The sequence below is a fragment of the Kineosporia sp. A_224 genome (genome assembly GCF_002198655.1).
GTDB lineage: Bacteria > Actinomycetota > Actinomycetes > Actinomycetales > Kineosporiaceae > R-H-3.
In genome coordinates this window covers 1-19,743 of sequence record NZ_MWLN01000170.1, presented here as the reverse complement: position 1 = coordinate 19,743, position 19,743 = coordinate 1, and the positions used below count along the sequence as shown (strand labels likewise).

Genomic DNA, 19,743 nt, shown 5'->3' with positions numbered 1-19,743 from the left:
TCGAGTCTACGGGGAGGACGGCGACCGGCCGGACGCGCGGGCGGGAGGGTACGTCGTCCGGGCCGGCAGGAGGTGGGCGGGCCGTCAGCGGGCGGCGGACGAGCGGCCCAGCAGCGCCCGGACGATCGGCACGTCTGCGGGCAGCCACTCGACGTCGAGCCACTGGCCCGGCCCGAGCACGCGGACGGCGTCGTGGTCCTCGATCGGGGCCGGCTCGCCGTCCGTGACCCGGGCCAGCCAGACCCGCATCCGGTGCGCCGGCGGCAGCGGCCAGCCGGGCTCGTCGGGGTCCGGCCCGGGCAGCTCGTCACCGAGGACGACGCGGACGCCGAGCTCCTCGGCGATCTCGCGGTGCAGCGCCTCCACCGGGTCCTCCCCCGGCTCGACCTTGCCGCCGGGCAGCTCCCAGCCGCCTGCGAGGTGCGGCGGCTCGGTGCGGCGCGCGGAGAGCAGCGTCCGTGGGGCGCCGAGGTCGTCGACGATCGCGGCCCCGACGACGAGCGACACGGCCCGCGGGGCCGTGCCGGGGTCCGGCGGCGTCGTCGTGCTCGTCACGACGCCGAGCCTGCCACACGACCGCGGGCACCCTCGCCGGACGCCGCCGTCGTCGCCCGGACGGCCCTGGGGGCCGTCCCCGTCGACGACCGCCCGCGGTTGACCGGTGCCGCCCGCGGGACCAGGGTCGGTGCATGCCACGACTTCTCGACGCCGAAGAGCTGACGCGCCAGCTGGCCGAACTGCCCGGGGTGGCCCGCGGCCGCTGGGGCAGCCTCGTCCTCGCGGCGCAGGCACCGACCTTCGCGGACGCCGTCCGGCTCGTCGCGCTCGTCGCCGACGAGGCCGAGCAGATGGACCACCACCCGGACGTCGACCTGCGCTGGCGCACCGTCTCCTTCACGTTCTCGACGCACTCGGCGGGCGGCGTGACCCAGTACGACGTCGAGCTCGCGCACCGGGCGCTCGCCGCCGCGAAGGCTGTCGGCGCGCAGACCCTGCCCCCTCCGGAGCGGCTCGAGGTGGCGCTCGACGTCGTCGACCCGGGAGCCGTCCGACCGTTCTGGAAGGCCGTGCTCGGGTACCGCGAGCACGTCGCGCCGGGCGACGCCGGGGCCGGCGCCGAGCTCCACGACCCGCGCTCGCAGACCGCGCTGTGGTTCCAGCGGATGGACCCGGCACGGGCCGGGCGCGGCCGCTTCCACCTCGACGTCTACGTGCCCGCCGACGCCTGCCGGGCCCGGGTCGACGCGGCGCTCGCCGCGGGCGGCCGGCTCGTCAGCGACGCGCACGCGCCGTCCTGGTGGGTCCTCGCCGACGCCGAGGGCAACGAGGCCTGCGTCTGCTCGACCTGAGGCGGGTCGATCCGGGCACCGCCCGGTGATGGCCCAGACTGGGCGCATGCCAGCGGCAGCAGCACCCAGCGTCAGGGCGCACGACGTCGTCGTCTTCGGGGCCAGCGGGTTCGTCGGGCGGCTCGTCGCCGCGCACCTCGCCGAGCACGCGCCGCCCGACGTCCGCGTGGCGCTCGCCGGGCGCGACCGGGCCCGGGTCGAGGCGGTCCGCGCGGGCCTGCCGCCGCGTGCGCAGGAGTGGCCGGTGCTCGTCGCCGACTCCGGCGACCCCGCGTCGCTCGCGGCCCTCGCGGCGGCGACCCGGGTCGTCGTCACGACGGTGGGGCCGTACGACGGCCAGGGGCTGCCGCTCGTCGGGGCCTGCGCGCAGGCCGGCACGGACTACCTCGACCTCACCGGCGAGGTCCTCTTCATGCGCGACAGCATCGCGGCGTTCGACGAGGTCGCCCGCGACAGCGGTGCGCGGATCGTGCACGCCGCCGGCTTCGACTCCGAGCCGTCCGACCTCGGGGTGCTCATGCTCGCCGAGGCGGTCCGGGGCGACGGCGCGGGCGAGCTGGGCCGGACCGTGCTCGGGGTCACCGGCGCGAAGGGCGGCGTGAGCGGCGGCACGGTCGCCTCGATGTGGGGCCAGATGGACCGGATGCGCGCGAGCAGCGACGCCGCCCGCGCCGTCGCCGACCCGTACGCCCTGAGCCCGGACCGCACCGCCGAGCCGGACCGCGGCGACGCGGCGGACGACGAGCGTGACGGCTGGGGCGCCCGCTGGGACGACCTGCTCGGCCGCTGGGTGGGCCCCTTCGTCATGGCCGGCGTCAACACCCGGGTCGTGCGCCGCAGCAACGCGCTCGCCGGGTACGCCTACGGCCGGTCGCTGCGCTACCGCGAGGTCGTCGCACTCGGCCGGACGGCGGTGTGGGCGCCGGCCGCAGCCGCGCTGTCGGTCGGGACGGCGGGGCTCATGCTGGGCGCGTCCGTGCGGCCCGTCCAGTCGCTCATGCGGCGCTTCACGCCGTCGCCCGGTGAGGGGCCGTCGGAGGCCGCCCGGCGCGAGGGGTGGTTCACGGTCGAGGTCCACACCCGGACGACGACCGGCGCGCACTACCGCTGCGACGTCGTCGGGGTCGGCGACCCCGGCTACCAGGCGACGTCCGTCATGCTCGGCGAGAGCGCACTGACCCTGCTCGACCCGGTGTCCCGCAGCGGTTCGGTCCCCGCGGGCGGGCGGGGCGGCGTCCTCACCCCGGCCACCGCGCTCGGGCTGCCGCTCGTCAAGCGGCTGCGGGCCCAGGGGTTCACGATCGAGGTGCGCAGGCTCGTCGGGTGACGCGCCGTCCGGACCGGTGCAACCTTCGGCGGGGTCCGCGGCGTCCGGCGGTCATGGCCACAGTCCTGCGCCGGCGTCTCGTCGTCACCGTGCTCGTCGCCGCGCTGTCCGGAGCGGTCCTCACCGCGTGCGGCGGCGCGGACGGCGCGCCCGTCGCGACAGCGGGGGCCCAGCCGGCCGGCTGGGTCCGGCTGCCGCCGTCGCCGCTGTCCGCACGCGAGAACGCGGCGGCCGTCTGGGTCGGCGGGCGGGTGCTCGTGCTCGGCGGCGACACGACGCCGTGCCCGCCGAACGCGTCCTGCGTCGCGGCGCCCGCCGGCACCGCACCCCGCGAGGCCGCGGCCTACGACCCCGGGACCGCGACGTGGACCCGCATCGCCGACCCGCCGGTCGACGTGGCGTTCCCGAGCACCGTCGTCGTCGGGGACCGGCTCTACCTGTGGCAGCAGGACTGGGCCGCGGAGGGCGTCGCCACGGGTGCGTTCCTCACCTACGACGCGGCGGCCGACAGGTGGCGCACCCTGGCCACGCCCGACGTCGGCCGGACCGGGCTGGCGCTCACCGCCGCAGGCAGCGCGGTCGAGGGGTACCGGCAGTCGCACGAGCTGGGCCGCGAGCCGGACCTGCGCTACGACCCGGCCGCCGACGCGTGGACCCCGCTCCCCCGGGACCCGTTCCCGCCGATGTTCGACCGGACGCTCGTCGGGCTCGAGGACGGTCGCACGGTGCTGCTCGGGACCGCGCTCGTCGAGAACCCCGGCGGCCCCGAGCCGTCGCTGTACGAGGGTGCCGTGCTCGATCCCGCGCGCACGACGTGGACCCGGCCCGTGCCGTCCGAGGTCGTCGCGTCGGGACCGGTCTGGATCGCCTCCGGCGGGCTCGTCGTCAACCCCTCGCAGGGCACGCTCGACGGCGGCGAGGTGAACAACTGGGGGCGGGACTACCGCACCGGGGGCGCGTTCGACCCGGACGGCGGGCGCTGGCTCGCCGTCCCGGAGCATGCCGTGCACTACGGCTGGTCCGGAGCCCCGACGGCCGGCCCCGGGTTCGTCGCCGTCCGGCCCTGGCTGCTGCGGACGCCGTCCCTGCAGTGGGAGCGGATGGACGACAACCCCGCCCTGGAGGACCGCAGCGGATCGGCCGAGACCTGGGCCGGCGACCGGCTCTTCGTCTGGGGCGGTGTCCGGTACGGCGAGGGCACCGGCCCGGGCGAGCTGCACGACGACGGGTGGACCTGGCGGCCGGCGGGCTGACCGCGCGCTGGGGCGTCGTCCCCGATCGGACGGCGACCGAGCGGGTGAGCGCCCGGCGTTCCGGCTTCTCCCGCAGCCGGCCGTCGTGAGGATGCGGGCATGAGCACCCGCGAGCTCGCCGTCGACGTCCAGCCGGCCGAGACCCCTACACGTCCGGCCGCCCGGTGGCCGCGCACGTTCCTCCTGCTCGTGGCTGATGCCGGCGTCGTCGTCGCGCTGTGGTTCGCGGCGACCCACGTCGTCACGCCGGTGGCCGGGCTGCTCCGCGCGCCGCAGTGGCCGGTCGCGATCCTCGCGGGGATCGGTGCGGGGGTCGGCGGCCTGCTGCTCGTCGTCCGGCTGCACCGCCGGTCGTAGCCGCCGCTACCCGCGCGACGGCCGGCGCAGCACGTGGTCGAGCAGCGCGTCGAGCGGCACCGGCACGGCACCGGGGTCGAGCGCCTCGACGAGGGCTGTCGCGTAGACGTGCTTGCGACCGGAGCCGGCACCGAGGAACCGGCAGAGCTGGGCGACCGGGTCGCGACCGCGCTGCGCGGGCTGGTTCTGCATCGTGCGGAACCGCGCGAGGTCGCCGCGGGTGCGCAGGACCTCCTCGACCGCGGGCATCCCGAGCGCCCGGACGAGCTCGTGCTCGAGGTCGGGGTCGCAGACGAAGAACCCCTGGGCCGCAAGGCCTTCGCGGCCCGGCGGGACGACGAGGCCGGCCCGGGTGAGCGCGCCCCGGGCGTACCGCTCCTCCGGGGCGTCGACGAGCCCCGCGACCCGGACGCCCGGCGCCGCGGACCGGGCGACGAAGCGCGCCATGTTCGTCGCACCACCGGTGACGACGACCTGCACGCCCTCGGCGTCGAGGTCGTGACCGCGCCGGGAGGCCAGCGCCAGCACCGCGTTCCGGTCGCTCCCGCCCTCGACGAGGACGACCGCGCCGATGTGCACACCACGAGCCTAGGCACGGCGACCGGTGCCGGCCCAGCGAGTTACGCGGCGGACGGCTCGCGGACGGCGCGGGCCAGGACGCGCAGGAGGTCCCGGCGGATGAGCCCGCTGAACGGCCGGACGACGAGCCAGTACGCGGCGAAGCGGCGCCGCGCGACGTCGTCCGTCGCCTCGCAGAGCGTCGTCGTCTCCACGAGCGTGCGACCGCCCGCGACCGGTGACAGCACCCACTCCATGCCGACCTTGAGCCAGCCCGGTTCGGCGAACGCCTGCAACGCGTCGAGGTCGCGCATCGGCGGCCCCAGCTCCGGCACGGGCTTCCAGGGCCTGGCCACGAAGCCGCTGCTCATGCTGCGCGGCCGGTCCTCGTGGATCGGGGCGCCGGGGCCGACGTCGACCATCCGGGCGGGCTCCCGCTCCAGGGACGGCCCGAGCCGTAGCCAGACCAACGGGCGGGTGAACGTGAGGTCGCGCCAGCGGACGGCGTGGAGGGCGTCCCAGACCTGCTCCGGCGTCGCGTCGAGCACACGAGCATGGTCCTCGGCGAACTGCGCTCCCGGCAGCGCCGCCGCCAACGGCGTGGCACGTTTTAGCAGCATCGTTCTAGATGTCATGTTCGCAAACTAGCGATAGGCTCCGCCGCGTGGCAAGACCCGCCAAGTTCACCCCGGACCAGTTCCTCGACGCCGCGCGCGACGCGGTCGCGCTGCACGGCCGGGACGCGACCCTCGGGCAGGTCTGCGCGCTCGTCGGTGCACCGACGGGCTCGGTCTACCACCGCTTCCCGACCCGGGAGCACCTCTTCGTCGGCCTCTGGCTCCGGTCCGTCCGGCAGTTCCACGTCGGCCTGCTGGAGGCCGCCGCACGCCCCGACGGCCGGGAGGCGCTGGCCGCCGCCGCCCTGCACATCCCCCGGTACTGCCGCGAGCACCCGGCGGAGGCGCTCGCGCTCACGCTGTACCGCCAGCAGGTGCTCGTCCGGTCGGCACCGACGGACCTCACCGACGACGTCCGCACCGTCAACGACCGGATCGCGGCGGCGACCACCGACCTGTGCCGGCGCCGCTACGGGACCGTCTCCGAGCACCTGCTCACGGTCGTCACGACCGCCGTCCGGCAGTGCCCGTACGGCCTCGTGCGCCCGTACGTCGGCGGCGAGGTCCCGCAGTGGCTGGACGACGCGGTGCTGGCCTCGAGCACGGCGATCCTGCGCCTCGGGGACTCCTGACCGGGACGCCGATCGTGCCCGGCACGACGCCGGCCACGTCTCGTGAAACGCTGGGCCCGTTCAGTTGTGAGCGGTAACAAGAGTCGGGGACGACGTCGGCCCGACCTGCCCCGCCCTCCCCGCACACCCAGGAGTGCCGCGTGCTCGACGCCTCGATCAGCCTCGACCCCGCCTTCACCGTCGCCCCGGTACGCCGCCGGACCTTCGGCACGTTCGTCGAGCACCTCGGGCGGTGCGTGTACGAGGGCATCTACGAGCCCGGGCACCCGACGGCCGACGAAGACGGCTTCCGCGGCGACGTCCTCGCCCTGACCCGCGAGCTGGGGACGACAGTCGTCCGCTACCCCGGCGGCAACTTCGTGTCCGGCTACCGCTGGGAGGACGGCATCGGCCCGGTCGACGCGCGGCCCACCCGGCTCGACCTCGCGTGGCGGAGCCTGGAGCCCAACGAGGTCGGCCTCGACGAGTTCGTCCGCTGGGCGCGCAAGGCCGGCGTGGAGCCGATGATGGCCGTGAACCTCGGCACCCGCGGGGTGCAGGAGGCCCTCGACGTCCTCGAGTACGCGAACCACCCCGGCGGGACGGCGCTGTCGGACCGGCGGGTCACCAACGGCTCGGTGGAGCCGCACGCCATCCGGATGTGGTGCCTCGGCAACGAGATGGACGGACCCTGGCAGACCGGCCACAAGACGGCGGCCGAGTACGGCCGGCTCGCCGCCGAGACGGCCCGTGCGATGCGGCAGCTCCAGCCGGACCTCGAGCTCGTCGCGTGCGGCAGCAGCGGCTCGCAGATGCCGACGTTCGGGACGTGGGAGGCCACGGTCCTCGCCGAGTGCTACGACCTCGTCGACTTCGTGTCCCTGCACGCGTACTACGAGGAGGGCGACGACGTCGCGTCGTTCCTGGCGAGCGCCGTCGACATGGACCGGTTCGTCGACGCGGTCGTCGCGACCGCGGACGCGGTCGGGGCACAGGTCCGCAGCCGCAAGCGGATCCAGCTCTCGTTCGACGAGTGGAACGTCTGGTACCAGCGGTCCTGGCAGGAGCAGTCCGCGGCCGGGCTCGAGTGGCGCCGCGCCCCGCGGCTCCTCGAGGACACCTACACGGTGACCGACGCCGTCGTCGTCGGGAACCTGCTCGTGTCGCTGCTGCGGCACAGCGACCGGGTGACGGCCGCCTGCCTCGCGCAGCTCGTCAACGTCATCGCGCCGATCCGCTGCGAGCCCGGAGGTCCGGCCTGGCGCCAGACGACCTTCCACCCGTTCGCGCTCACGGCCGCGCTCGCGAGGGGTGACGTGCTGCGCACGGAGGTCCGCTCGCCGGAGCAGCCGACGCCGCGCTTCGGGGACGTGCCGGTCGTCGACGCCGTGGCGACCCACGACCCGGCGTCCGGCGACGTCGTCGTCCTCGCGGTGAACCGCAGCCTCGACGAGCCAGTCCGGCTCGACGTCGACCTACGCTCGTTCGGGCCGCTCACGGTCGCCGAGAGCCATCTGCTGTCGGACCCCGACCGCCTGGCGGCCAACACCCGGGACGACCCGGACCGGGTCCGCCCGCGGCCGGTCGAGGTCACCCTGGACGGCGGCCGCGCCATGGTGACCCTGCCCCCGGTCGCCTGGCTCGCCGTCCGCCTCGCCACCGACTGACCGACCCCTGCGGGGTCACGTGTGTGGATCATCCGGCGGCAGATCGCCGTGCGATGCTCCCCACTGTCGAGGTTCGCTCGCGCGTCGCGGGCGACACGCCGGGCACGCTTTTGCGTAGATCGCCGGCGATGCTTCAATCCCCGTCAATCGTACGAACGGGGGATCTACTGCGATGGGAATGTCAGGTTTTGGTGCGGCGACCGTGCCCGCGAGCGCGGGTGCCCGATGACGCGGGACTACCCGGAGTTCATCTCGAACCCCACGCTCCCCCGCCTGCTCGAGCAGTGCGGCGCGTGGCTCAGCGTGCCACCGGAGGGCCCGTGGCGCAGGTGCCCGACCCGGGCCGCCGTGCACGAGTGGTGGGTGCCACCGAACGCCCGGGCGTTCAGCTGCCTGCCGCACTTCCGGGGACTGCGCAGGGCCTACCCGCGGGCACTGGCGCTGTTCCACCTGACGTTCCCGGAGTGCTTCGACCCGCGAGCGTTCTGGAACGCCCGGACCAACCGCTGCGAGCTCCCCGCCCAGCAGGACGAGGAGACCCGGCGCGCCGCCGCGGCCGACGACCGCGACTGGGACGACGAGTTCCGGCGGATCGTCCGCGAGCTCGACCACGAGCCGGTGGCGGCACCCGTCCTGCTCCGCGCACCGGGCGGGTCACGGTCGTGCCGGTGACGTCTCAGCCGGCCGACGAGAGGTCGAGGAACATCAGGTGGAGCCCGACCAGCCCGTGCTCGGGATGGTCGAACGCCCTCGGGACGGTGGCGAGGACGTCGAAGCCGAGTGAGCGCCAGAGCCTGACCGCGGGCTCGTTCGTCTCCACGACCGCGTTGAACTGCATGCTGCGGAACCCCGCTGTACGCGCCCAGTCGACGACGTGCTCCCCGAGGGCCCGCCCGACGCCGCGCCCGGAGTGCTGCGGATCGACCATGAAGCTGGCGGTCGCCACGTGGGACCCGCGACCGGGCCGGTTCGGGCCCATCTTGGCGCTGCCGAGGACGACCGGGCCGTCCACCGCGACGACGGTCCGCCCGGGCGGCGTCTCCATCCACCACCCTCGGCCCTGCTCGAGGGTGAGCCCCTCCGGGAAGGCGTAGGACCTCCCCTCCGCGACGATCGTGGCGAAGAAGGGGTAGATCGCGGGCCAGTCGTCGTCCTGCGCATCTCGGATCAGCACCCCGGCACAGTAGACGGCGCCTCGTCGTGGAACGACACCGCACGCCGGCCGGCGTCCTCACCGCCGACCGACCGAACCGCCGGGGCCGTTGCGCGGAGGATCCCGCGGCAGAACGCCGTGCGATGTTCCGCACCGTCGAGTTTCGTCGCCAGGGCGGCTCCCTTGTGCGCACGCTCCGGCGGCAGATCGCCGCGCGAAGTTCCCCGCTGTCGAGGTTCGCTCGTCCGATGGTGCGACCATCGGCACGTGCTGACGCCGATCCTCGCGACGCCCGACCCCTACCGGGCCGCGGACGAGTTCGTCGCCAACGGCTGGACGCTCGTGTTCGCCACCCCGCAGGACTCCGGCGACCCGCTCGCCGCCGTGGAGCTGCACGGCGCCCAGGTCCTGCTCGGCGTCGACACCGAGCAGTTCCTCCCCACAGCCGCCCGCGACCATCGGGGCGCCGGCGTCCAGCTCTACGTCGAGGTGCCGGCCGAGCGGCTGGACGCCGTGCACGCCACCCACGCGGCACCCGGCCCCGTCGCGGACAGGGCCTGGGGCGTCCGCGCGTTCACCGCCACGATCGCGGGCTACAGCTTCATGGTCGCGACCCGGTCCGAACGGTAGCGGGGACGATCCGCCCCATGGCGGTGTCGCTGATCGTCCCCGATGCCGAGGGCGCGACCGGCGGACCTCACCTGCCAGCATGATCGGATGGCGAAGCAGGCACCCGGTGACGGCGATCCGTTCGCGCCCGGCGACGTCTCGGTGCGCAGCACGACGGCACGTTCGGGCAACCGTGGGGACGGGCGATCCCGGGCCTCGCGCGCCGAGGACGTCAGCGAGAGGCGTGTGACGCTGACCCACACCGCCACCGGCCTGTCCGTTCACGGGGCGGTGCCGGCCGGCCGCTACTCACGGGCCGAGCTACGCCTCGCCACCGACGAGCTGCGCGAGCAGCTGATGGCCGAGCTGGTGATCAAGGTCCGTCAGTCCCGCAGGCGTTGAGTGCCGGTGTCACCGTCCGTGTGGACGGCGCAGGGGCCCAACCGCTGCGAGCTTCCCGGCCCCGCAGGACGAGCAGACCCGGCGCGCCGCGAGGACGAGTAGGGCCCTTGTGTGGATCATCCGGCGGCAGATCGCCGTGCGATATTCCCCAGAAGTCGAGGTTCACTCGCGCGACGGCGCCTTCGTCCGCGACCCGGTCGGCCGTTGCGGGACGGGTCGAGCCCGGCAGCGCGCGCGACCTCTGCGTCCTGCGACGGACGTCGAGCGGCGGTCCCGCTACACGTTGAAGCGGAACTCCACGACGTCCCCGTCGGCCATGACGTAGTCCTTGCCCTCGATGCGCACCTTGCCGCGCGCCTTCGCCTCGGCCATCGACCCGGCCGAGACGAGGTCGGCGAACCCGACGACCTCGGCCTTGATGAACCCGCGCTGGAAGTCGGTGTGGATGACGCCGGCGGCCTGGGGCGCCGTCCAGCCCTGGTGGATCGTCCAGGCCCGGGCCTCCTTGGGCCCGGCCGTCAGGTAGGTCTGCAGGCCGAGGGTGTGGAAGCCGACGCGGGCGAGCTGGTCCATGCCGGACTCGGTCTGGCCCACCGAGGCGAGCAGCTCGGCGGCCTCGTCGGGCTCGAGCTCGACGAGCTCGGACTCGAGCTTGGCGTCGAGGAAGATCGCGTCGGACGGCGCGACGAGCGCGCGCATCTTCTCCTGCAGGGCGGTGTCCGACAGGCCGTCCTCGTCGACGTTGAAGACGTAGATGAACGGCTTGGACGTCATGAGGGACAGCTCGCGCAGGGCGACGACGTCGATCCCGGCCGCGGCCGCGCCGGCGTGCAGCGTCGTCCCCTTCTCGAGCAGGGTCTGCGCCTCGAGCGCGGCGTCGAGCACGGCCTTGTCGGTCTTCTTGCCCTTGACCTCCTTCTCGAGCCGCGGGACCGCCTTCTCGAGGGTCTGCAGGTCGGCGAGGATCAGCTCGGTGTGGACGATCTCGATGTCGTCCGCCGGGTTCACCCGCCCCGCCACGTGGACGACGTCGTCGTCGACGAACGCCCGCACCACCTGGCAGATCGCGTCGGCCTCGCGGATGTTCGCGAGGAACTTGTTGCCCAGGCCCTCGCCCTCGCTCGCGCCCTTGACGATGCCGGCGATGTCGACGAACGACACCGTCGCGGGCACCAGGCGCTCGCTGCCGAAGACGTCCGCGAGGGTCTGCAGGCGCGGGTCCGGGAGCGCGACGACGCCGACGTTGGGCTCGATCGTCGCGAACGGGTAGTTCGCCGCGAGCACGTCGGCCTTCGTCAGGGCGTTGAAAAGGGTGGACTTGCCGACGTTGGGGAGGCCGACGATCCCGATGGTGAGTGCCACGAGGACAGGACTCTACCGGCGCGGCGGCGACCCGCCTGACGCCGCACCCCCGGCACGGGCCCCGTCCGGCCGCCCGCCGGACGGGTGAACGCCTCACATCCGCACGCACGGTGCCGACAGGGACCTCGCCCGACCGCCCTCACGTCCGGCCCCCGCCGTGCCGACAACGGAGCATGCGCCTCCGTGCCGCCGCACGCGCCCTGGCCCTCGGCCCGGGCCTCGTCGCCGCTGCCTCGCTCTGCCTCGCCTCCCTCACCCTCGCCGCGCCCGCCCAGGCGGCGGCCTCCCGCCCCTCCGCGCCGCGCGCCGTCACCGTCGTCCCCAAGGCCGCCTCCCTCACGGTCGCCTGGGCCCGGCCGGCGTCGACCGGCGGGGCCGCCGTCCTCGGCTACAAGGTCACGACGACCCCCGGCACCCGCTCGTGCACGACGACGACCGCCCTCACCTGCACGGTGACCGGCCTGACGAACGGCGCCCGCTACGCCGTCCGGGTGACGGCCCGCAACCGGGTCGGCACCGGCCCCGCGTCGCTGCCCGGCTACGGGACGCCGCGGACCACGCCCGGCGCGCCGCTCGCGGTGACCGTCCGCTCCGGCGACGGCCACGGCGTCGTCACCTGGGCCCCGCCTGCCTCGACCGGCGGCGCCGCCGTGCTCTCCTACCGCGCGGTCACGGCCGGTGCGACGTGCACCGCCACCGCCCCCGCGACGACCTGCACGCTCGCCGGCCTGCCGGACGGCGTCACGGACGTCGTCCGGGTCCAGGCCCGCAACGTGGCCGGCTGGGGCACGCCGACCGGCGGGACCGCCGTCCGGCCGCGGGCCGCAGGCCGGCTCTCGTCGACCGGCGACACCGGCGCCGGTCAGGGCGGCCACGGCGTCACCGGCCTCGAGCCGCAGGTCGTCACCCTCCCGCGGTCGGCCTGGGCCGGCGTCACGGCGGGCACCGACCACACGTGCGCCGCCCTCGCCGACGGCACCCTGTGGTGCTGGGGCGCGAACGCGCACGGCCAGCTCGGCCTCGGCGGCACGACCGACGCGACGTCCCCGGCGCAGGTCGGCAGCAGCACCGACTGGGCGACCGTCTCCGCCGGCGCGCTGCGCACCTGCGCGACGCAGACCGACCACACCCTCTGGTGCTGGGGCGCGAACGACCTCGCCCAGCTCGGCCTCGGCGACACGACCGACCGCGACGTCCCCGTCCAGGTCGGCACCGACACCGACTGGGCCTCGGTCGCCGCCGGCGCCGGCGGGCACACCTGCGCCCTCAAGCAGGACTCCACGCTCTACTGCTGGGGACCGGGGTCCGACGGCCGGCTCGGCACCGGTACCTCCGACGACCAGGACACCCCGGCCCGGGTGGGCCTGGACTCCGACTGGGCCTCGGTCTCGGTCGGCGCGGACCACACGTGCGGCACCCGCACCGACGACACGCTCTGGTGCTGGGGCACCTACGGCGACGGCGCGCTCGGGCTCGGCGCCGGTGACACCTCCAACCGGTTCGTGCCGATCCAGGTCGGCACGGGCACCGACTGGGCCCAGGTGAGCGCGGGCTCCGGCTTCACGTGCGCCCGCCGGACCACCGGCACGCTCGCGTGCTGGGGCCTCAACGCGGACGGGCAGCTCGGGGTGGGCGACCGGACCGACCGGACGTCGCCGACCACGGTCGGTGCGAGCACCGGCTGGGCCGACGTCTCGACCGGCACCGGCTGGGCCTGCGGGCAGATGGTCGCCGAGCTGCAGTGCTGGGGCACGGCCCTGGCGGCCGGCCTCGGCGGGGCGACGTCCGCCGGCCCCGCAGCACCCGAGACCTATGCGGTGTGGACGCTGTCGTCGGCCGGCTGGGCAGGGATCGCGCTCGGCGCCGCCCACGGCTGCGGCCTGTCGGACGGCGGCGAGCTCCTGTGCTGGGGCGACGGCACCTCCGGGCGGCTCGGCCGGGCCGTCGCGGTGACGGCGCCCGCTCGGGTCGGGACGTCGTCCGCCTGGGCGGCGCTGTCGGCCGCCGGGGGCGCCGCGTGCGGCATCCGCACCGACGGCGCGCTGTGGTGCTGGGGCGAGACGAGCACCCACCGCCTGCCGACGGGCGGTACGGCGCCGTCCGCGACACCGCAGAAGATGGACGACTCCGGCCCGTGGGCCGAGGTCTCGGTCGGGCGGACGTCGGGCTGCGGCATCCGCACCGACGGCGGCCTGTGGTGCTGGGGCTCCCGGGACGAGGGCCAGGTCGGTGACGGCACGACGTCCGGGACGGCGGTCGGTCCGACCCGGGTCGGCGCGGCCACCGGCTGGGCCGGGGTGTCCGTCGGGGCCACGCACGCCTGTGCGACGCGGGTCGACCGCAGCCTGTGGTGCTGGGGCGACAACTTCGGCAACAGCCTGGGCCTCGGCCCGTTCATGGACGACGACGACCACGTCGCCGTGCCCACCCGGGTGGGCACCGGGACAACGTGGTCCGACGTCTCCGCCGGCGACCTCGTGACGTGCGCGACGAAGACGGACCGCACGCTGTGGTGCTGGGGCGAGGCGACGCCGTTCGCCGGTCCGGGCCTCGGGCTGGACGAGCTGAGCGGCAACGTGTCGGCGCCGACGAAGGTCGGGGTCGCGACGACGTGGGCCCGGGTCGCGCTCGGCACCGGCTTCGGCTGCGCGACGCGGACGAACGGCACGCTGTGGTGCTGGGGCGCCAACGCGGACGGCCAGGTCGGCGTCGGGGACACGACCGACCACGGCGCACCGGTCCAGGTGGGCTCGGCGACGACGTGGACCGCGGTCGGCGCCGGGTCGGCGCACGCCTGCGCGACCCGGTCCGACGGGTCGGCGTGGTGCTGGGGCCGGGGTGCCTCCGGTCAGCTGGGGCAGGGCGACCTGCTCCGCGCGACGGTCCCGGTGCACGTCGGCGACGACGTCGCGACGGTCGCCGCGGGCGGCGGGACGACGTACCTGCTCGGGTGACGGTGCACCCGCACCGCGGTTGTCGGTGCCTGCTGGGACGGTGAGGCCATGCAGACCTCCGTGCTCGTGGCCCTCGTCGTCGGGGCGGTCCTCGGCGCGCTCGCGGCCACCGGGGCGTGGCGGCTCGTCGTCACGGCCCGGACGGCGGCGCTCGCCGCCGAGCGGGACGTCCTGCGCGAGCGGGTCACCGACCTCGAGACGTCGACGGACCACGACCGGGAGCTCGCCGCGACGCTCGCGCCGCTGTCGTCGGCGCTGGTCCGGGTCGAGGGCCAGGTGCGTGTCCTGGAGCGGGACCGGGTCGAGCAGTACGCCCGCCTCGGCGAGCAGCTCGAGGCGGTCCGGACGCACGGCGAGGCGCTGCGGGTGCAGACGTCCGCCCTGGCCGGGGCGCTGCGGTCACCGACCGCCCGCGGTGCATGGGGCGAGGTCCAGCTGCGCCGCGTCATCGAGCACGCGGGGATGCTCGCGCGGGTCGACTTCGACACCCAGGTCGCCGGGACGACGGCGGCCGGGGAGGGCGTCCGGCCGGACGTCGTCGTCCGTCTGCCCGGCGGCAAGCACGTCGTCGTCGACGCCAAGGCACCGCTCGCGGCGTTCCTCGAGGCGAGCGAGGAGTCGCAGGACCCGGCCCGGCAGGCCGCTGCCGCGACCGCGCACGCCAGGGCGCTGCGGGCGCACGTCGACGCGCTCGCGGCCAAGGAGTACTGGACGGCGTTCGACCCCTCCCCCGAGCTCGTCGTGTGCTTCGTGCCCGGCGAGGCGTTCCTCGCGGCGGCCTGCTCCGCCGACCCGGCGCTCCTGGAGCACGCGATGGCGCGGCGGGTCGTCCTCGCGACGCCGACGACGCTGCTGGCGCTGCTGCGGACGGTGGCGCTCACGTGGCAGTCCGAGGCGCTGTCGGGCAGCGCGCGGGCGCTGTTCGACCTCGGCCGGGAGCTCTACGGCCGGCTCGGCTCGCTCGGCGGGGTGACGTCCAAGCTGGGTCGCAGCCTGCACCGGGCCGTCGAGGACTACAACGCCCTCGTCGGGACGATGGAGCGCCGGGTGCTCGTGAGCGCCCGGCGGATGCGTGACCTCGACGTCACCGACCTCGACCTGGAGGAGCTCGCGCCCCTCGAGGTCACCCCGCGGCCGCTCACGGCCGCGGAGCTCATCGAGGCCGAGCACCGCGAGGCGCTGCCCCCGCTGCACCGGGACTGGCCGTTCGTCGACGAGCCGGGCGGCCCGCCCGGGGGCGGCGCCGTCCGCGAGGCCGGGTGAGGGCCGGTCGGGAGCCAGTCAGGCCTGCGCGGCCCGGGCCGCCTTGAGGTCGCGGCGCAGCTCCTTGGGGAGCGAGAAGAGCAGGTCCTCCTCGGCCGTGACGACCTCCTCGGCCTGCCCGTAGCCGCGCTCGGTGAGGTATGCGAGGACCTCCTGCACGAGGATCTCCGGCACGCTCGCGCCCGAGGTCACACCGACCGTGCCGACGCCGTCCAGCCAGGACTCCTCGATCTCGCCGACGTTGTCCACGCGGTAGGACGCCCGGGCGCCGTGCTCGAGCGCGACCTCGACGAGGCGGACCGAGTTCGAGGAGTTGCTCGACCCGACGACGATGACGAGGTCGGACTCCGCCGCGATCTTCTTCACCGCGACCTGGCGGTTCTGGGTGGCGTAGCAGATGTCGTCGCTGGGCGGGTCCTGCAGCTGGGGGAACTTCTGCCGCAGCAGGTTCACGGTCGTCATCGTCTCGTCGACCGACAGCGTCGTCTGGGAGAGCCACACGACCCGCTCCGGGTCGCGGACGACGACCTGCTCGACGTCCTCGGGACCGTTGACGAGCTGGATGTGCGCGGGCGCCTCGCCTGCGGTCCCCTCGACCTCCTCGTGCCCGGCGTGGCCGATGAGCAGGATGTCGTAGTCGTCCGTCGCGAACCGGACGGCCTCCTTGTGGACCTTCGTCACGAGCGGGCACGTCGCGTCGATCGTCCGCAGCTGACGGCGGTGCGCGGCCTCGTGGACGGCCGGCGCCACCCCGTGCGCGGAGAAGATCACCAGCGCGCCCTCGGGGACCTCGTCGGTGTCGTCGACGAAGATCGCGCCACGACGCTCGAGGGTCTCCACGACGTGCTTGTTGTGGACGATCTGCTTGCGGACGTAGACCGGCGGGCCGTGGTGCTCCAGGGCCTTCTCGACCGTGACGACGGCCCGGTCGACACCCGCGCAGTAGCCGCGGGGGGCGGCGAGCAGGACCCGCTTCCCGGACGTCGCCGCAGCAGGTGCGTCGGCCGCGGACGGGGCGGGCGCCGGGTCGGCGGCGGGCACGGTGCGGCTCGGGTCAGCGGTCTGGGTCACGCCTCCATCGTAGGCGGCGGGGGGCCGGGCCACCTGTCGTGGGCCGCGGCGCCCCCAGGACGTCCACGCGGCCTCCACCGGACCTCCACCGCGCGGCGGCACGGAGCCGGGCGTGGACGCCGCACGTCAACACCTCGATGATCAGTCGCATGCCAGGGTCGACGGGGTCCCCGCCCGGAGGCGACCGGTCCGCCGGGGTGCACGGCGTGACGCCGTCGGCCGACCCGCTGCCGAGCGAGGCCGAGACCGACCGGCTCTTCCGGACGGTGCCGGTCTCCCGCTCGACGCAGGCCCCGGCGCCGGCGTGGGCTGCCCGGCTCGCGGCACTGCCCACGACCACGGACGAGCGGGTCACCGGTGTCGACTGCGACGTCGGCGGCCCGCCACGTATCCGGGTGCTCGGCCTCGTGCTGCTGCCGGCAGGGGCGTTCACCGGGATCGAGCCCGAGCGGACCCTCGCCGAGGACCGCTGCCGCCCGCGCTTCCCCGGCCTCGTGTACGACGGCTCCGGGGAGCAGGCCGGCGAGTTCCGGGCCGTCGTGCCGAGCGGGCCGGCGTGGGCCGACGGGGCCCGGCTCGCGGTCTGCGCCGAGGTGCTCGCATGACGCCGGCCGGCGACCCGCTGCCGAGCGAGGACGAGGCCGACCGGCTCTTCCGCGAGGTCGCGCCGGTGCGGTCGGCGGAGCCGACGACGACCGGCATCGACGACGGGATCGCCGCTGTGGCCGCCGCCGCCCGGGACACCGCGACCCGCGCCGTGGCCGTCCCCACCGCCGCCGCGGGACGCGGAGTGCGCAGGGTCCGTGACCTCCCCTGGTCCACCCTCGGCCCACCCGCGGTCGTCGTCGCCGGGGTGGCCGCTCTGGCGCTGCTGCTCGGTCACGGCGAGGACCGGCTGAACTACGTCATCCTGCCGCCCGTACCGGCGCAGAAGTGCCCCAGGCACCGGGACGCCGCCGCGCCCGCCCCCGGAGGTCTGCGTCAGCGCGATGCCGGCGTTCACCGACGAGTACTACCCGACGGTCGCGTGCGACAGCGCCGAGGCGCGGGTGCGGATCCTCGGGCTCGTCCGCTTCGAAGGGCAGTCCGGCTACCCGGGTCCGACCGCGGCGGCCCGGGCGGAGGAGCTGTGCCGGCAGGAGCACGGCATCGCGTCCGACGGCGAGGTGCTCGTCACGGTCCCGGGCGAGCATGCCTGGTACGTCGACCGCGCGCGGTACGCCGTCTGCGCCCGGCCGGTCGTCCGGTGACCGTCGTCCGCCGCCCCACCCGTGTGGACCGGCCCGCTCCCGGACGACGAGGATGCCCGCCATGAGCGGCTCCGGCCGGCAGCCCCGGCCCGGTGGCCCGCTGCCCAGCGAGGAGGAGGCCGACGCCTTCTTCCGCGAGGTCGCGCGCCCGCGGTCGACGGAGGCCCGGGGCTGGCGGCGTGCGCTGCGGCGCAGGGCCCGGCCGCGGACGGCCCCGCCCGCCGTGCCCGTGACGGCACCCGCGCCGGCCGTAGCGCCGGCCCCGGTCGCGGTGCCGGTGCGGATCCCGGCCACGGGTCCGCGGACCGCGGCCCGGGGCTGCCTGACGGCGGTGGCCGTCGTCGCCGTGGCCACGGCCGCCGTCGCCCTCGTGGCGGTCCTCACCGGGCTGTCGCCCGACCCGCCGCCCGACCCGCCGCCCGACCCGAGGGTCACCTACGTCGGGGCACCGTCGGTGCTCGTGCTGGAGCCCGGGACGTGCATCGAGGAGCAGCCGGCGACGGTCGACGAACGGGTGACCGTCGTCGCGTGCGCGGACCCCGCGGCCCGCACCCGGCTCCTCCAGACGCTCGACCTCGTCGACCGCCCGTACGTCGGGGACGCGCAGACCCGGGCCGAGGCGCTGGGCATCTGCACGCGGGCGTTCGCGACCGCGAACGGTGCGCTGGTGCCGTCGCGGGACGGCTGGGTGACGAACGTCGAACGCACCGGGTACTGCGTCGAGTACCTCGGTGGCGGGTCGGCGACGTCCGTCGGTGCCGCACCGTAGGGTCGTCCCCCGTGAGCACCCCGCGCGCCGAGCTGCCGGCGACCGCCGGCCAGACGAGCGCCGAGCGGCCGTGGCCCGTGCGGCTGCTCACGGCGAAGCTCACCGAGTACCTCTCGAAGGCGCCCGCGGTGTGGCTCGAGGGGCAGGTCGTCCAGCTGACCCGCCGGCCCGGTCAGGCGACGTGCTACCTCACCCTGCGCGACACCGACGTCGACCTGTCGTTCTCGGTCACCGTCCACGCCCGCACCCTCGACGCGCTGCCCGTCCCCCTCGCGGACGGCGCGCACGTCGTCGTCCACGCCAAGCCGGAGCTGTTCCCGCGCAGGGGGTCCCTGTCGCTGTCGGCGAGCGACCTGCGTCCGGTCGGGGTCGGCGAGCTGCTCGCCCGGCTCGAGCACCTGCGCCGGCTGCTGGCCTCCGAGGGCCTGTTCGCCGAGTCCCGCAAGCGTCCGCTCCCGTTCCTGCCGCGCGTCGTCGGGCTGGTCTGCGGCCGGGCGAGCGCCGCCGAGCGGGACGTCGTCGAGAACGCGCGCCGGCGCTGGCCCGCGGTCCGGTTCGACGTCCGCAACGTCGCCGTCCAGGGGCCGAACGCCGTCCCCGAGGTCGTCGACGCCGTCGCGGCCCTCGACGCGGCCCCCGAGGTCGACGTCATCGTCGTCACCCGCGGCGGCGGCAGCCTGGAGGACCTCCTGCCCTTCAGCAACGAGAGCCTCGTCCGTGCCGTCGCGGCCTGCCGCACCCCCGTCGTCAGCGCGATCGGCCACGAGGTCGACAGCCCGTTGCTCGACCTCGTCGCCGACGTCCGCGCCTCCACCCCGACGGACGCCGCCAAGCGCGTCGTCCCCGACGTCGTCGAGGAGCTGGCGCGCGTCGCGCAGGGCCGTGACCGGGCCCGGGCCGCCGTCCTGCGGATGCTCGACCGCGAGGAGCACCTGCTGCGCGGCATCCGCGAGCGGTCCGTCCTCGCCGACCCGTACCGGCTGCTCTCCGGGCACGCCGACGCGGTCGCCGACCTGCGGCGGCGCAGCCGGGCCGCGGTGTCGACCCGGCTCGACCGGGCGGCGGACGACGTCACGCACCTGCGCGGCCGGGTCGCCGCGCTCTCCCCCGCGGCCACGCTCGCCCGCGGCTACGCGGTGGTGCAGACCCGCGAGGGCGAGGTGGTCCGGGA

21 protein-coding genes are annotated in these 19,743 nt (G+C 75.7%); 15 read left to right on the top strand and 6 right to left on the bottom strand.

Going from position 1 to position 19,743, the window contains the following annotated elements:
• Positions 1 to 84: 84 nt before the first annotated feature.
• Complete coding sequence (locus EDJALFJO_RS16225; RefSeq protein ID WP_304441281.1) at positions 85 to 555, bottom strand: (deoxy)nucleoside triphosphate pyrophosphohydrolase; 471 nt, start codon at positions 553 to 555, stop codon at positions 85 to 87.
• A gap of 134 nt (positions 556 to 689) precedes the next feature.
• On the opposite strand from EDJALFJO_RS16225, the gene EDJALFJO_RS16220 reads away from it, so the two are divergent.
• The 4 genes from EDJALFJO_RS16220 to EDJALFJO_RS16205 all read left to right on the top strand — a co-directional run bounded on the left by EDJALFJO_RS16220 (position 690) and on the right by EDJALFJO_RS16205 (position 4,286).
• Positions 690 to 1,349 (top strand): VOC family protein, encoded by a 660-nt coding sequence (locus tag EDJALFJO_RS16220; protein WP_088287082.1) that lies wholly within the window; start codon positions 690 to 692, stop codon positions 1,347 to 1,349.
• Between the two features lie 46 nt (positions 1,350 to 1,395).
• On the top strand, positions 1,396 to 2,676 hold the full coding sequence (locus tag EDJALFJO_RS16215) for a trans-acting enoyl reductase family protein (RefSeq protein ID WP_088287080.1): 1,281 nt from the start codon (positions 1,396 to 1,398) through the stop codon (positions 2,674 to 2,676).
• Between the two features lie 53 nt (positions 2,677 to 2,729).
• Entirely contained in the window at positions 2,730 to 3,929 is a 1,200-nt protein-coding gene (locus EDJALFJO_RS16210; RefSeq protein WP_088287078.1) for a hypothetical protein, read from the top strand.
• 99 nt (positions 3,930 to 4,028) lie between these two features.
• Positions 4,029 to 4,286, top strand: coding sequence for a hypothetical protein (locus EDJALFJO_RS16205; protein ID WP_088287076.1), 258 nt, complete (start codon positions 4,029 to 4,031; stop codon positions 4,284 to 4,286).
• Between the two features lie 6 nt (positions 4,287 to 4,292).
• Here the strand turns inward: EDJALFJO_RS16205 and EDJALFJO_RS16200 are convergent, their stop codons facing one another.
• Positions 4,293 to 4,865 (bottom strand): TOPRIM nucleotidyl transferase/hydrolase domain-containing protein, encoded by a 573-nt coding sequence (locus EDJALFJO_RS16200; RefSeq protein WP_088287074.1) that lies wholly within the window; start codon positions 4,863 to 4,865, stop codon positions 4,293 to 4,295.
• Positions 4,866 to 4,906: 41 nt separating this feature from the next.
• On the bottom strand, positions 4,907 to 5,464 hold the full coding sequence (locus EDJALFJO_RS16195) for a hypothetical protein (RefSeq protein ID WP_143448611.1): 558 nt from the start codon (positions 5,462 to 5,464) through the stop codon (positions 4,907 to 4,909).
• A gap of 44 nt (positions 5,465 to 5,508) precedes the next feature.
• Between EDJALFJO_RS16195 and EDJALFJO_RS16190 the strand changes: the two genes are divergently transcribed.
• The 3 genes from EDJALFJO_RS16190 to EDJALFJO_RS16180 all read left to right on the top strand — a co-directional run bounded on the left by EDJALFJO_RS16190 (position 5,509) and on the right by EDJALFJO_RS16180 (position 8,411).
• A complete protein-coding gene (locus tag EDJALFJO_RS16190; protein ID WP_088287070.1) occupies positions 5,509 to 6,093 on the top strand; it encodes a TetR/AcrR family transcriptional regulator in 585 nt (194 codons plus the stop codon).
• Between the two features lie 140 nt (positions 6,094 to 6,233).
• On the top strand, positions 6,234 to 7,739 hold the full coding sequence (locus tag EDJALFJO_RS16185) for an alpha-N-arabinofuranosidase (protein ID WP_088287068.1): 1,506 nt from the start codon (positions 6,234 to 6,236) through the stop codon (positions 7,737 to 7,739).
• 225 nt (positions 7,740 to 7,964) lie between these two features.
• A complete protein-coding gene (locus EDJALFJO_RS16180; protein WP_088287066.1) occupies positions 7,965 to 8,411 on the top strand; it encodes a hypothetical protein in 447 nt (148 codons plus the stop codon).
• Between the two features lie 4 nt (positions 8,412 to 8,415).
• Here EDJALFJO_RS16180 and EDJALFJO_RS16175 read toward each other — a convergent pair whose 3' ends face one another.
• On the bottom strand, positions 8,416 to 8,913 hold the full coding sequence (locus EDJALFJO_RS16175; protein ID WP_088287064.1) for a GNAT family N-acetyltransferase: 498 nt from the start codon (positions 8,911 to 8,913) through the stop codon (positions 8,416 to 8,418).
• 246 nt (positions 8,914 to 9,159) lie between these two features.
• Between EDJALFJO_RS16175 and EDJALFJO_RS16170 the strand changes: the two genes are divergently transcribed.
• Both EDJALFJO_RS16170 and EDJALFJO_RS16165 read left to right on the top strand, forming a co-directional pair.
• The gene (locus EDJALFJO_RS16170; protein WP_088287062.1) at positions 9,160 to 9,522 is read left to right on the top strand and encodes a hypothetical protein; all 363 of its coding nucleotides are present in this window, start codon (positions 9,160 to 9,162) and stop codon (positions 9,520 to 9,522) included.
• Positions 9,523 to 9,609: 87 nt separating this feature from the next.
• Positions 9,610 to 9,903, top strand: coding sequence for a hypothetical protein (locus EDJALFJO_RS16165; RefSeq protein ID WP_143448610.1), 294 nt, complete (start codon positions 9,610 to 9,612; stop codon positions 9,901 to 9,903).
• A 276-nt stretch (positions 9,904 to 10,179) separates the two neighbouring features.
• Here EDJALFJO_RS16165 and ychF read toward each other — a convergent pair whose 3' ends face one another.
• Complete coding sequence (ychF, locus tag EDJALFJO_RS16160; protein ID WP_088287058.1) at positions 10,180 to 11,265, bottom strand: redox-regulated ATPase YchF; 1,086 nt, start codon at positions 11,263 to 11,265, stop codon at positions 10,180 to 10,182.
• A gap of 173 nt (positions 11,266 to 11,438) precedes the next feature.
• On the opposite strand from ychF, the gene EDJALFJO_RS16155 reads away from it, so the two are divergent.
• Complete coding sequence (locus EDJALFJO_RS16155; RefSeq protein ID WP_088287056.1) at positions 11,439 to 14,219, top strand: fibronectin type III domain-containing protein; 2,781 nt, start codon at positions 11,439 to 11,441, stop codon at positions 14,217 to 14,219.
• A 48-nt stretch (positions 14,220 to 14,267) separates the two neighbouring features.
• Positions 14,268 to 15,482: a DNA recombination protein RmuC gene (locus EDJALFJO_RS16150; protein ID WP_088287053.1), complete on the top strand. Its 1,215-nt coding sequence runs from the start codon at positions 14,268 to 14,270 to the stop codon at positions 15,480 to 15,482.
• Between the two features lie 18 nt (positions 15,483 to 15,500).
• Here EDJALFJO_RS16150 and EDJALFJO_RS16145 read toward each other — a convergent pair whose 3' ends face one another.
• On the bottom strand, positions 15,501 to 16,553 hold the full coding sequence (locus EDJALFJO_RS16145) for a 4-hydroxy-3-methylbut-2-enyl diphosphate reductase (RefSeq protein WP_088287051.1): 1,053 nt from the start codon (positions 16,551 to 16,553) through the stop codon (positions 15,501 to 15,503).
• 149 nt (positions 16,554 to 16,702) lie between these two features.
• On the opposite strand from EDJALFJO_RS16145, the gene EDJALFJO_RS16140 reads away from it, so the two are divergent.
• From EDJALFJO_RS16140 to xseA, 4 genes are all read left to right on the top strand, one after another.
• Positions 16,703 to 17,158: a hypothetical protein gene (locus EDJALFJO_RS16140; protein ID WP_143448609.1), complete on the top strand. Its 456-nt coding sequence runs from the start codon at positions 16,703 to 16,705 to the stop codon at positions 17,156 to 17,158.
• Positions 17,159 to 17,542: 384 nt separating this feature from the next.
• Positions 17,543 to 17,803, top strand: a complete 261-nt coding sequence (locus EDJALFJO_RS16135; protein WP_088287047.1) for a hypothetical protein — start codon at positions 17,543 to 17,545, stop codon at positions 17,801 to 17,803.
• A 61-nt stretch (positions 17,804 to 17,864) separates the two neighbouring features.
• Entirely contained in the window at positions 17,865 to 18,572 is a 708-nt protein-coding gene (locus EDJALFJO_RS16130) for a hypothetical protein (protein WP_088287045.1), read from the top strand.
• 11 nt (positions 18,573 to 18,583) lie between these two features.
• Positions 18,584 to 19,743, top strand: a 1,160-nt coding sequence (gene xseA, locus EDJALFJO_RS16125) for an exodeoxyribonuclease VII large subunit (protein ID WP_088287043.1), incomplete at its 3' end; no start/stop codon positions are given.